The sequence below is a fragment of the Glutamicibacter halophytocola genome (assembly GCF_001302565.1).
Taxonomy (GTDB): Bacteria; Actinomycetota; Actinomycetes; order Actinomycetales; family Micrococcaceae; genus Glutamicibacter; species Glutamicibacter halophytocola.
In genome coordinates this window covers 583,884-595,749 of sequence record NZ_CP012750.1, presented here as the reverse complement: position 1 = coordinate 595,749, position 11,866 = coordinate 583,884, and the positions used below count along the sequence as shown (strand labels likewise).

General features: G+C 59.9%; 13 protein-coding genes and 1 tRNA gene. 5 read left to right on the top strand and 9 right to left on the bottom strand.

Annotated features, from left to right (window positions below):
• Positions 1–26 precede the first annotated feature (26 nt).
• The gene (gene phoU / locus AOZ07_RS02735; protein WP_060700603.1) at positions 27–680 is read left to right on the top strand and encodes a phosphate signaling complex protein PhoU; all 654 of its coding nucleotides are present in this window, start codon (positions 27–29) and stop codon (positions 678–680) included.
• 176 nt (positions 681–856) lie between these two features.
• On the opposite strand, the gene AOZ07_RS02730 is transcribed toward phoU, so the two are convergent.
• From AOZ07_RS02730 to AOZ07_RS02715, 4 genes are all read right to left on the bottom strand, one after another.
• A complete protein-coding gene (locus AOZ07_RS02730; protein WP_022877094.1) occupies positions 857–1,159 on the bottom strand; it encodes a DUF4193 domain-containing protein in 303 nt (100 codons plus the stop codon).
• Between the two features lie 198 nt (positions 1,160–1,357).
• Positions 1,358–2,104: a phosphoglyceromutase gene (locus AOZ07_RS02725; protein ID WP_060703272.1), complete on the bottom strand. Its 747-nt coding sequence runs from the start codon at positions 2,102–2,104 to the stop codon at positions 1,358–1,360.
• 130 nt (positions 2,105–2,234) lie between these two features.
• Entirely contained in the window at positions 2,235–2,540 is a 306-nt protein-coding gene (locus tag AOZ07_RS02720; protein ID WP_060700602.1) for a DUF2516 family protein, read from the bottom strand.
• A gap of 48 nt (positions 2,541–2,588) precedes the next feature.
• Positions 2,589–3,746, bottom strand: a complete 1,158-nt coding sequence (locus AOZ07_RS02715; RefSeq protein ID WP_060703271.1) for a trans-sulfuration enzyme family protein — start codon at positions 3,744–3,746, stop codon at positions 2,589–2,591.
• Between the two features lie 146 nt (positions 3,747–3,892).
• Between AOZ07_RS02715 and tmk the strand changes: the two genes are divergently transcribed.
• The 4 genes from tmk (at position 3,893) to AOZ07_RS02695 (ending at position 7,411) form a co-directional block, all read left to right on the top strand.
• The gene (gene tmk / locus AOZ07_RS02710; RefSeq protein ID WP_060700601.1) at positions 3,893–4,546 is read left to right on the top strand and encodes a dTMP kinase; all 654 of its coding nucleotides are present in this window, start codon (positions 3,893–3,895) and stop codon (positions 4,544–4,546) included.
• Positions 4,543–5,697, top strand: a complete 1,155-nt coding sequence (locus tag AOZ07_RS02705; protein ID WP_060700600.1) for a DNA polymerase III subunit delta' — start codon at positions 4,543–4,545, stop codon at positions 5,695–5,697. Before tmk ends, AOZ07_RS02705 begins: the two co-directional genes overlap by 4 nt.
• Before the next feature lie 22 nt (positions 5,698–5,719).
• Positions 5,720–7,258, top strand: coding sequence for an alpha/beta hydrolase (locus AOZ07_RS02700; protein ID WP_060700599.1), 1,539 nt, complete (start codon positions 5,720–5,722; stop codon positions 7,256–7,258).
• Positions 7,259–7,339: 81 nt separating this feature from the next.
• Positions 7,340–7,411: transfer RNA gene (locus tag AOZ07_RS02695), tRNA-Thr, on the top strand.
• Between the two features lie 66 nt (positions 7,412–7,477).
• Here the strand turns inward: AOZ07_RS02695 and AOZ07_RS02690 are convergent.
• From AOZ07_RS02690 to AOZ07_RS02670, 5 genes are all read right to left on the bottom strand, one after another.
• Positions 7,478–7,792 carry an EthD family reductase gene (locus tag AOZ07_RS02690; protein WP_060700598.1) on the bottom strand — a complete coding sequence of 105 codons (315 nt, stop codon included), beginning with the start codon at positions 7,790–7,792 and terminating at the stop codon, positions 7,478–7,480.
• Positions 7,793–7,884: 92 nt separating this feature from the next.
• The gene (locus AOZ07_RS02685) at positions 7,885–8,727 is read right to left on the bottom strand and encodes an aldo/keto reductase (RefSeq protein ID WP_060700597.1); all 843 of its coding nucleotides are present in this window, start codon (positions 8,725–8,727) and stop codon (positions 7,885–7,887) included.
• A 68-nt stretch (positions 8,728–8,795) separates the two neighbouring features.
• Complete coding sequence (locus AOZ07_RS02680) at positions 8,796–9,245, bottom strand: hypothetical protein (RefSeq protein WP_060700596.1); 450 nt, start codon at positions 9,243–9,245, stop codon at positions 8,796–8,798.
• A 148-nt stretch (positions 9,246–9,393) separates the two neighbouring features.
• Complete coding sequence (locus AOZ07_RS02675; protein WP_060700595.1) at positions 9,394–9,585, bottom strand: YbdD/YjiX family protein; 192 nt, start codon at positions 9,583–9,585, stop codon at positions 9,394–9,396.
• Positions 9,586–9,587: 2 nt separating this feature from the next.
• Positions 9,588–11,831, bottom strand: coding sequence for a carbon starvation CstA family protein (locus AOZ07_RS02670; RefSeq protein WP_060700594.1), 2,244 nt, complete (start codon positions 11,829–11,831; stop codon positions 9,588–9,590).
• Between the last annotated feature and the right edge of the window lie 35 nt (positions 11,832–11,866).

Genomic DNA, 11,866 nt, shown 5'->3' with positions numbered 1-11,866 from the left:
GGAACCGACACTCGAAAGGAACTGCTGTGCGTAAGGTTTTTCAGGCAGATCTACAACAAATTGGCGAAGAACTTATTGAGATGGCCAACCAGGTCGCGACCGCAATGGATCGCGCGTGGGATTCATTGGCGAATGCCGATGTGGAGCTAGCCCAGGAAGTTATCGCGGCGGACGCGAAAATTGATTTCCTGCAGAACCAGCTGGATGAACGAGCCATCGACACCCTGGCACTCCAGGGCCCCGTGGCCAGCGATCTGCGCATGATCGTCGGTTCGCTGCGCATGAGTGCTTCCCTGGAACGCATGGGCGACCTCGCACGCCACCTGGCGCAGCTAGCCCGCCTGCGTTTCCCGCAGCCGGCAATTCCAGAAAGGATCTCGGCAACCTTTTCTGAAATGGCCAGGATCGATATCCAGATTGCCCAGGCGGTAGCCCGCCTGCTCGATACCCGCGATCTGAAGATTGCCGCGGAAATTATTGAATTGAACCACGAAGTCGATCGCCTGCACTCCAGCGTGTTTGCGCGAATTGCGGAAGCGGATTGGGATGCTTCGGCACCGACTACCGTTGATGTTTCATTGACCAGCCGCTATCTGGAGCGTTTCGGCGATCATGGTGTTTCGGTAGCACGCAAGGTGACCTACCTGGTTACCGGCGAGTGGGACCCGTCCGACGCCTGAGCCAGTGAGCGCGTGCTGAATTCTTGACGTAGTGCCTGTTGCCGGAGAACTCCGGCAGCAGGCACTACTTTTTTGGCCATGTGCGCCATGAGCCGTTAAGGCGAAGGGCAACCCGCCAATTGGCGGGTTGCCCTAGAAATTTTCGACGCACTAATAGCGCCAGCGTAAAGCGGGTTTTAGCCTTCGCACTCTACGCAGAAACCTACATTGCCTTCTTCGCGAACCAGCTGTGAGCGGTGGCGAATCAAGAAGCACGAGCCACAGATGAACTCGTCGTCTTTCTGTGGAATGACGGTAACCGTCAGTTCCTCGTTGGACAAATCTGCACCTGGCAGATCCATACCATCAGTGTGATCGGCTTCGTCGAGCTCGCGCACGACGGACTTGGCGTCCGGTGCGTTTGCGGACTTAACCGCATCCAGAGAAGCCTTACGTGCCTCAGCAACGTCTGGGCGGACTTCATCGTAATCAGTTGCCACGAATTGCATTCCTAACGTGAGCCATTGAGCCTATTCGAAATAGGAGATTACAGCATACTAATGCCAAAAATACAATCGTGCGCAGTAGTTTCGCTCACAGCCATATAGCCGGCCCATATTCGCGCTTAAAGCCGAAACGGCGGCACCAGCATTTCCAAGCTCAAGGCCTGGGGTTCTGGTACCGCCGAATAGTGGGTCTTACTTGCGTCCCTGGTTTGCGACAGCCTTGATGGCGTCGGCCGCAGCTGCAGGATCCAAGTAGGTTCCGCCGGCGGTGATCGGCTGGAAATTGTCGTCCAGCTCATAGACCAGCGGGATGCCGGTTGGGATGTTCAGGTTGGCGATGTCTTCATCGCTGATGCCGTCAAGGTGCTTGACCAATGCACGCAGCGAATTGCCGTGGGCGGTGACCATAACGGTCTTGCCTGCGGACAAATCTGCCTTGATGTTGTTTTCCCAGTAGGGAAGCATGCGGTCGAGCACGTCCTTGAGGCACTCGGTGCGTGGTGCGGAATCGCCCAGGGCGGCGTAGCGCTCGTCGTTGATCTGGCTGAATTCCGAAGCGTCGTCCAGGGCTGGTGGCGGGGTGTCGTAGCTGCGGCGCCATTCCATGAACTGCTCTTCGCCGAACTCGGCCAAGGTCTGCGCCTTGTCCTTGCCCTGCAGCGCGCCGTAGTGGCGTTCGTTCAGGCGCCAGTCGCGGTTCACTGGGATCCACGAGCGGCCTGCGGCCTCCAAGGCCAGGTTGGCGGTGACAATCGCACGGGTCAACAGCGAGGTATGCAGCACCTCTGGCTTGTATCCGGCTTCTGCCAGCAACTGGCCGCCGCGTGATGCTTCAGCACGGCCCTGTTCGGTCAGCGATACGTCGTACCAGCCGGTGAACAGATTCTTTTCATTCCATTCGCTCTGCCCGTGGCGAAGCAAGATCAAAGTGTGACTCATGTAATCCATCCTATCCAATGCTCCAGCGCAGACGCGCCAAAGTTAAGGAGTGTTCATTAATTGAGAAGACCCGCCCCTCCATCTGCAGGAGAGTGCGGGTCATCAAAAGATTCATGTTCTTTGCCGGGGCCTAGTAGTTGTACCAGCCGCTGACTGCTGGTTTCACATCGGCCAGGTAGACACAGGCAATGCAGGCACCAATCAACTGCAAGAAGCCGATTCCACCCCCGCTGAGGATGCCCAGCAACGAGACAACGGCACTGGCAGCCGTCAGGCCGGTCCAAAAGCCTTTGGTGCGCTTGCCTTCCTGCGCAAAGCGCTGTGCACCATGGCGCAAGCAGTCAATTACCGCCCAGACCGCGAGCACCAGAATGATCACGCTCAGAGCCAGCATCAAGTAGTACTCGATCAGGTGGGCAACATACATCATGGACATATCTTCACTCTACCTATGGGCGTTGGAATTTTTTGGTACTGCCACGCGCTAGAGCTGTTCCAGCGCCTGCTTCAGATCCGACCACAAGTCCTCGACATCTTCAATCCCGACCGAGAGGCGGATCAGGTTCTCGGGAACGGTCTGCGGCTCCGACGCATGGCGTGCCCGGCGCTCGGCCAAGGTTTCCACCCCTCCCAGGGATGTCGCTCCGGTAATGAGGTTGAAGGCAGCGACAACCTGGTCGGCGTGCTCGGCGCTCTGCCCCGCTTGGAAGGCGATCACCGAACCGAAGCCGTCCATCAGCTGCGCAGCGCGCTCATGTCCTGGATCCTGTGCCAGGCCGGGGTAGCGCACCGCCTGCACCTTGGGGTGTTCGGCCAGGCGCTGTGCCAGCACCTGGCTGTTGCTCTGCGAACGATCGATGCGCACCGCCATGGTGCGTACACCACGCAAGGCCAGGAAGGTATCCATCGGGGAGGCGATGGCGCCATGCAAGGTCCGGTAGCCATGCAGCTTCTGGCGCAGCGACTCATCGCTGGTCACCAGCGCGCCCATGATGACATCGGAGTGCCCTGAGAGGTACTTGGTGACAGAGTGCACCACTACGTCGGCTCCCGAAGCCAATGGACGCTGCAGCAACGGGGTGGCGAAGGTGTTGTCCACGATGCTCAGCACGCCGCGGGCCTGGGCTTCTGCCAGCAGCACTGGCAGGTCTGCGACCTCCAGCATCGGGTTGGTCGGCGATTCCACCCACAGCACGTCAGCACCCTGCAAGGCGGCGATCACTTCATCGGTGTCGGCAATATCCACCGGGCGAATGCTCAGCCGGCCGGCAGCTTGCAATTCCGAGCTCAGGGCCAGCGAACCGTTATAGGAATGCCTTGGCATTACCAGCACGCCACCGGCGGGAACCAAGCTCAACGCTGCAGCAATGGCAGCCATGCCCGAGGAGAATACCAGCGCCGGCAACGCGGCAACTTCCAGCTGGCCCAAGACCTCTTCAAATGGGTCCCAGGTCGGATTGGAGAAGCGCGCATAAACGCGTTCATCGGCAGCGGCTTGCCCATGGGAGTGATAGGTCGAGGTGAAGGTCACCGGATGGTTCACCGGTGCATCGATGGCATGGGCCGGACGGCCACCTGCAACGACAAGGGTCTTCGGATCCCACTCGGGGCGCGGAGCTGATGGCGTGCTGCTGGAGTTCATGGAAAAAACTTTACGCGCAGCCGCCGCACAGCGTTGGATGGATTTCACTACATTTCATCTGACGAATCCACCACACTGGGCGATTAGTTGCGCACGGCCCAGGGGTTGCGCAGATGTTTTGCCGGCTCCTTGGATAGGCTAGAGGGGTGAATAACGAATCGAGCGCGCCGGCCCCAGGCTTGTTCATAGTCTTTGAAGGCGGCGACGGCGCAGGCAAGTCCACGCAGGTCGCCCTCGCCCAGCAATGGCTGGAAACACGTGGGTCCAAGGTCATTACCACCCGCGAGCCAGGCGGAACCCAAATCAGCGAGGCACTGCGTTCGCTGGTACTTGAACACGGCCATGGCGATATCGATTCACGCACCGAAGCCCTGATCTACTCCGCAGCCCGGGCCGCCCACGTCCAGCAGGTCATCACCCCGGCTTTGGCCGCTGGCACCCATGTCATTTGTGACCGCTTCGTTGATTCCTCACTGGCTTATCAGGGAATCGGACGCGCCCTGGGAATTGAGTCGGTCGCAGGGATCAACCATTTCGCCACGAACGGGTTGAAGCCAGATGCCACGATCATCTTGGACATCTCTGCAGCCGATGGCCGAGCCCGGCGCATCGCTGCTGGTGGCGGTGTGGAAGCGGCCGACCGGCTGGAAGCAGAACCCGACGATTTCCACGAACGCATCCGCCAGGCCTTCCTGGAACTGGCTTCCCTGGAGCCGGACCGCTATCTCGTCCTGGATGCCAACAGCAGCGTCGAAGACCTGCACCACGCTGTCACCACACACCTGGCTGGACTGCTGTGAGCCGCCCGGTCTTTGGCGATCTGGCTGGCCAGCAGCGCGTCATCGATACGCTGTGCGCCGAGGTCGACCGCGGCAATCCAACCCATGCGTGGCTGGTCACCGGCCCTCCTGGCTCGGGGCGAACTACGGCGGCCCGCGCCTTTGCGGCAGCCTTGCAGTGCACCACCAGCCCAGCCGGCTGTGGCGAGTGCGAGAACTGCAAGCTGGTGCTCGCTTCCTCGCACCCGGACGTATCCTTTGTCTCCACCGACAAATTCGAATACCAGATTGCCGATGTCCGCCACCTGATCACCCGTGCGCAGGAAAGCGCCAGCACCGGGCGTTGGCGCATCATCATCATTGAAGACGCGGACCGCATGTCTGAACGCAGCACCAATGTGCTGCTCAAGGCCATCGAGGAACCGCCAGCGCGGATGATCTGGATCCTCTGCGCTCCCTCCCCGGCCGACGTCTTGGTCACCATCCGCTCTCGTTGCCGCGCGGTGAATCTTTCGGTGCCCTCCACCGCAGACGTGGCGGACCTCTTGGTGCGCCGCGACGGCCTTGATCCGCAGCAGGCCCTCTTCGCTGCCCGAGTCTCGCAGTCGCATATTGGCGTGGCCCGGCTGCTGGCCCGCGATGAGCAGGCACGAATCCAGCGTGAAAAGGTTGTTACCCTGCCACTGCGCACCACCACTTTGCCCCAGGCCATGGCGGCCGCCGCGGAAATCTCCAAGTTGGCCACGGAACGCGCGGAGAACATCACCGGCACCGATCTGCAGAAGAAGACCGAACAGCTGCGCCATGCCAATGGCCTCGGCCCTGAAGAAACCATTCCTCCTGGGTTGCGCGGCCAGTTCAAGGCCTTGGAAGAGGATGCGAAGCGATTCGCGCGACGTGCCAGCTTTGATGCCTTGGACCGGACTTTAACCGACTTGACCACGTTTTTCCGTGATGTCTTGAGCCTTCAGCTGGGAACCGGGATCGAGCTGATCAACGAGCATTTGCGCGAGAAGCTCGAAGCTTATTCACAAGGCCAGAGCAAAGAAAAATCGTTGGCCCAGTTGGACGCCATCAACCAGACGAGAAGCCGCTTGGCCGCCAACGTCAATCAGCTCATGGCTTTGGAAGCATTGATGACTCGACTCCTTCCGAACCCGGGTCGCCGCTAACCAACGCAAGGAGACACTCAACGTGCCTGTACGCTCATCCAAACTGCGTTTAATTGCGGTGGCGACCCTGCTGGCCTTTGCCGGGCTGACCAGTTGCTCCGCTGGATCGACGCTCCCTGACTCCGAAGGGACCGACGCCACTCCGAGCGCCAGCAGCGTCGAAGCCCCGCAAGGACTGGAGAGCTACTACTCCCAGCAGATCGATTGGGAGAAATGCGGCGATGTTATTGAATGCGCCACGATCAAGGTGCCGCTGGACTATGCAGACCCAACCGGTGACAGCATCGACCTTGCACTGAACCGGCGTGTTTCCGAGGGAGCCAGCCGAAACCTGCTCGTGAATCCTGGCGGTCCCGGTGGTTCTGGGCTGGATATGGTCGAATCTTCGGTGCAAGCCATGTTCAGTGCAGACTTGCAAAAGGCCTACAACGTGATCGGCTTTGACCCGCGTGGCGTGGGTGAAAGCACCCCGATCACTTGCCAGAGCGATGCCGAGACCGACGAAGGAAGGCAGGAGAACCTGCGCGCCTGGTTGCCTGAAGATCAAGAACAGATCGTCGAGGAAACCGAGCACTACGCGGCCGATTGCGCGGCCAACACCGGGAAACTCTTGGGCCACGTTGATACGGTCTCGGCTGCCAAGGACATGGATGTCATCCGCGCGGTGCTCGGGGACAAGCAATTGGACTATCTCGGGTTCTCCTACGGAACCTTCCTCGGGGCAACCTATGCGGACCTGTTCCCGCACAAGGTGGGTCGCTTTGTCCTTGATGGAGCCATGGATCCAAAAAGCCAGGCCGCTGACCTGACCAAGGCGCAGGCCGTTGGTTTTGAGCACGAGATTGAAGCTTGGCTGGCCCAGTGCGTTGAATCCGAAGGCTGCCCTTTCAGCGGAACGGTGGAATCCGCCAAGGTGCAGTTGCAGCAGTTCTTCGCCCAGGTCGAGAACGAGCCCATGACCTCCAGCGATGGCCGCACCGTGCCAATCATCGATTTTGTCAACGGCTTCATCTTGCCGCTGTACGACAATTCAAATTGGCCGTACCTGACCCAGGCCATGGCATCAGCGGTGAATGACGGGAACGTCGATGCCATTCTCGGATTTGCCGACCTCGCCGCCGATCGGCAGGCCGATGGAACTTACGGCTCGAATTCCAGCGATGCGTTTGCTGCCATCAATTGCTTGGATCGGCCAATGAATGCCGATGCTGAGGCAATGGGGAAGGAAGCCACCGAGCTGATGCGCGTAGCTCCGACGCTGGGCAAGTATCTGTCCTACGGCGAGATCGCCTGTGACGCATGGGATCACAAGCCCACTGGCAAGGCTGGAGCGCTGGACGCCAAGGGTTCCAGCGAGATCCTCGTCGTTGGTACGACCTCGGATCCTGCAACCCCGTACCAGTGGTCGCAGTCGCTGGCCAAGCAGTTGGATAACGCCACGCTATTGACCTACCAAGGGCATGGGCACACTGCCTACGGCCGTTCCAATGACTGCATCACCGAAGCGGTCGATGGCTACCTGATTGACGGGAAGGCCCCGGCACCGGATACACAGTGCTGAGCGGGGCGTTCATGTCTTCCTCGTTTTGACGATCAGACAATTCCTCGGATAAAGTGACGTGGTGCCTGTTTGCAGGTACAGGCCTCCTTAGCTCAGGGGTAGAGCAGCTCCCTCGTAAAGAGCAGGTCGCCGGTTCAAATCCGGCAGGGGGCTCGGTTGTGAAGAAAAACCCCGGAATCATGTGTTGCATGATTCCGGGGTTTTTCGCATTGCCGGCCCTTAGCTTCCACCGGTGATTTCATAGTCGAGTGTTATTGCTCCCCCGGTAGCGTAGTTGGGAACGTCAGCGGCGACAGCTTGACCCTCGGGTGAGCCCATCGCAGTGCGGAAGGCTTCAACATCGCTGAACTCGGCCTCGAAAATCGCGAAGTACCCAGCTGCCTGGCCTTGCGCGTCCGGGGAAATCCCGGTCGAGTAGCGCCACGCACGAAGCCCTGGAAGCTTTGCCGCGAGCGGCAAGTGGGTCTCTTCGTAGTATTTGATAAAGGCGTCGCGATCAACTGGTTCTGGATATAGGACGATGAGCTTGTGCATGGCGAAGTCTCCTCATGGATTGCCGGTTATCGGGAGCGCAACGGCCCCTCGAATTCTTGGAAATCCGAGGGGCCGTGCGCAGGCTTAATGACCTATTCGAAGTCGGCAGTAGCGGGGTCAGCCGCGATGCGCCCTTCGGGTCCACGATCCAGGGTAGCGATCGCTTCGATATCTTCAGCGTCAAGGGCTACCTTCAGGGATTCGAAGTTCTCGACGATGCGCGCATCGGTCACGGACTTCGGGATCACGACGTTGCCCAGGGCCAGATGCCAGGCGATGACAACCTGTGCCACCGAGGCGCCATGCTTCTTGGCGATGCCTTCGAGCACTGGGTCCTTGAGCAGGTCCCCGCCCTGGCCCAGTGGCGACCACGACTCATGCAGGATGCCGTGTTCCGCTTCGTAGGCGCGCAGTTCGGCCTGCGGAAAGTACGGGTGGGTTTCCACCTGGTTGATCACCGGGCGCACACCGGTTTCGGTGTAGAGCTCTTCAAGGGCTTCTACGGTGAAGTTGCAGACGCCGATGGACTTCGCTTTGCCGTCCTTCTGCAGCTGGATCAGCGCCTTCCAGGTGTCCACGTAGGTGCCGCGCTTCGGCTGCAGCCAGTGGATAAGGTACAGGTCGACATAGTCCAAGCCAAGGCGCTCCAGCGATGCCTGGGCAGCTGCGATGGTCTTCTCATAGCCCTGGTCCGCGTTCCAGACCTTGGTGGTGATGAAGAGGTCTTCACGGGCAATGCCGCTTGCGGCAACTGCGCGGCCGACGCCAGCCTCATTGCCGTAGATCTTTGCGGTGTCGATGTGGCGGTAGCCAGCCTTCAGCGCCTTGCCAACAGCTACTTCCGCTTCGTCGTCCTTGACCTGCCAGACGCCGTAACCCAGCTGGTCAATGGTGTTTCCGTCGAGGAACTTACTTGTGGGTATTGTTTGGGTCATGCAACCAATTTAGTGCACGGCTTGCCCCGATTTCTAGGACCACCACGCAACTGATCGGGAAAAGTCAATTATTCGCTGTCAGCGAGCAGCTGCATGGCCCGGCCAACGTCTTCCTTGACCAGCTGCGCGCGATGGCGGACCGATTCAATATCGATCGGCTCCCCCGCTTCAGCCTGCATCCGCATCATTGCAATGACCTGTGCGGTGGTCGCAAGGTCGTTGGCCGACTTGGTGAGGCTGCGGTGCACCCCTGCGGTGGATTGCGGAATATGCTCGTCGTTGCTCGGCGTGATCCGGTGGGCCATGCAGCAAAGCTGACGCACCGCGGGCAACAGATCCGCCATCTCGTTGGCTTCCTTCACCAGCAGGTTATACACCTGGTCATCGGCGATGCCTTCGACCACCTGGAAGACGCGATCCAGGGACCGCTGGAAGCGGTCGTGGGCGCGGCGCCAGACGCCCTCGCCAAGTTCGCGAGTGGCTGCGCGCTCAGCGCGAAGTCGTGAAAAGAACGCCATGACACTTCTTTGCCGGTGATGTACAAGGATCGATAGCTCTAGCCTACCGGTGACCAGGCACCGCTTAGACCTCGAGCACGACACAAAACGAAACCGGTCCCGGAGCCTGCCGCAGGTGCGGCGGGTCCAGGACCGGTTATTGATGCTTCTAGCAGCAACGCCCTTCGGGATTCTTCTCTTGCCAGTCGGTGTAGTCCTTCCAGAATTCCCGTTCACTCATCGGTTTCTGGTCCGGATGGGTGCGGGCTTGGTGTTCCAGATAGTGCTGGTATTTATCCGCTCCCAGCACACCGTCCACAAACTTCTTGGCCTGCGAGAGGCGTTCCATCAGCGAAGACATGGCTAGTGGCCGCCACGCTGAATTTGTGATGCCGCCGGAACCTGCTTCCATTCCTTCTCCAGCTGCTTTTCGGCAGGAGTGGAAATCAGCCCCGAGGGTGCGTACATCTTGGAAGGAACAGCGGGATCCTCTGTATCGTTTCCGCCACCGTTCTTCTTGGCCTTGATGGTCGCCATGACAGCGGTGACAATCACCACCGCGGTCAGCAGCAAGAAGAGCACCGACAGCCAACCCTGAACTCCGGTATTGCGGACCACGGCTTCCATCGCTTCAACTGTCTTGGCCGAACCGAGGGAAGTTTCGCCGTTGGCCAGCGCCTCCTTGTAGGCATTATGGTTGGCGAAATAGCCGACCTTGGCATTGGTTGAGAAGATCTTCTGCCAGCTGGCGACGAAGGTGACCACCACGGTGAAGGCCAGCGGCAGCGCGACAACCCACAGGTATTTGAAGTTGTTCCGCTTGGCGATGATCGTCATCACCACGGCCAAGGCGATTGCCGCCAACAGCTGGTTGGCAATGCCGAAGAGCGGGAAGAAGGTGTTGATGCCGCCGAGCGGGTCGGTCACGCCCAGGATGAGGATGTATCCCCATCCAGCCACCATGACCAGGGTGCAAATCCACACCCCGGGACGCCATGAGGTGTCCTTGAACTTCGGGAAGAAGTTGCCGATGGTGTCCTGAAGCATGAAGCGGGCCACGCGGGTGCCAGCGTCAACTGCGGTGAGGATGAACAGTGCCTCGAACATGATGGCGAAGTGGTACCAGAAGCCCATCATCGCGGTGCCGCCGAACCATTGGTGCATGATGTGGGCGATGCCCACAGCCAGGGTCGGCGCGCCACCGGTGCGCGAAACCACACTGGTCTCGCCCACGTTGGCCGCCAGCTCGGTGAGGGTATTCGGTTCCAGATTCACGCCGGCAAGGCCCAGCGAGTTCACAAACGCTACCGCGGTTTCCACGGTGCCGCCGGTAGCTGCCGCCGACGAGTTCATGGCAAAGTACACGCCACGGTCAATCGAGATCGCTGCAACCAGCGCCATGATGGCCACCATGGATTCCATCAGCATGCCCCCGTAGCCCAGGAAGCGGGTCTGCTTCTCCTTTTCAACCAGCTTCGGGGTGGTGCCCGAGGAGATCAGTGCATGGAAGCCCGAGAGCGCGCCACAGGCAATGGTCACGAAGAGGAACGGGAAGATATGCCCGGAAACCACCGGGCCATCGGCGCGCCCGGCGAACTCGGAGAACGCAGGAACCGTGATTTCCGGGCGCACAATAATGATGGCTACGGCCAGCAGGCCGATGACGCCGATCTTCATGAACGTGGACAGGTAATCACGCGGAGCCAGCAACAGCCAGACCGGAAGAACGGCGGCGATGATGCCGTAGATGATGATGGCCCAGGCAATGGTGGTGCGATCCAGGTGGAAGAATTCAGCACCCCACGGCGATTCGGCGATCCAGCGCCCTGAGATGATCGCGAACATCAACAGGACAAAGCCGATGATGGAGATTTCCAGAACCTTGCCCGGGCGGATGAAGCGAAGGTAAATGCCCATGAACAAGGCGATCGGAATGGTCAGGCCCACCGAGTACACGCCCCATGCGGATTCGCCCAAGGCGTTGACCACAACTAGTGCCAGGATGGCAGTAATGATGATCATGATGGTCAGCGTGGCGATCAGGGCGGCGGTGCCGCCGATCAAGCCGAGTTCCTCGCGGGCCATCTGGCCCAGCGAACGCCCGCCACGGCGCATCGAGAAGAACATCACCAGGTAGTCCTGGACTGCGCCGGCCAAAACTACACCGACAATAATCCAGATCGTTCCCGGCAGGTAGCCCATCTGGGCTGCCAGAATCGGGCCAACCAGCGGGCCGGCACCGGCGATAGCCGCGAAGTGGTGCCCGAAGAGCACACGGCGGTCGGTGGGCACGAAGTCGCGCCCGTTGTTCACCGACTCTGCCGGGGTTGCGCGGAAATCATCGGGCTTGACGATCTTGCGTTCGATGAACTTCGAGTAGAACCGGTAGGCGATCAGGTACGTGGCCACGGCCGCGAAGACAAACCAAATCGCATTGATGGTTTCTCCTCGCGAAAAGGCAAGGAAAGACCAGGCAATGCCACCAATCAGGGCGATGGCAATCCAGACGGCGATCCGCAAAGGCGTCCAACGCTTTTCTTCGCGTTGGGCGACTTCAGGATCAACGCCGGCCGGGGGCAGCGTATTTTGGGCACTCAAGGTGAGCATCCTCCTCAGGGCGTGACAAGTGATGTGCGCGACCG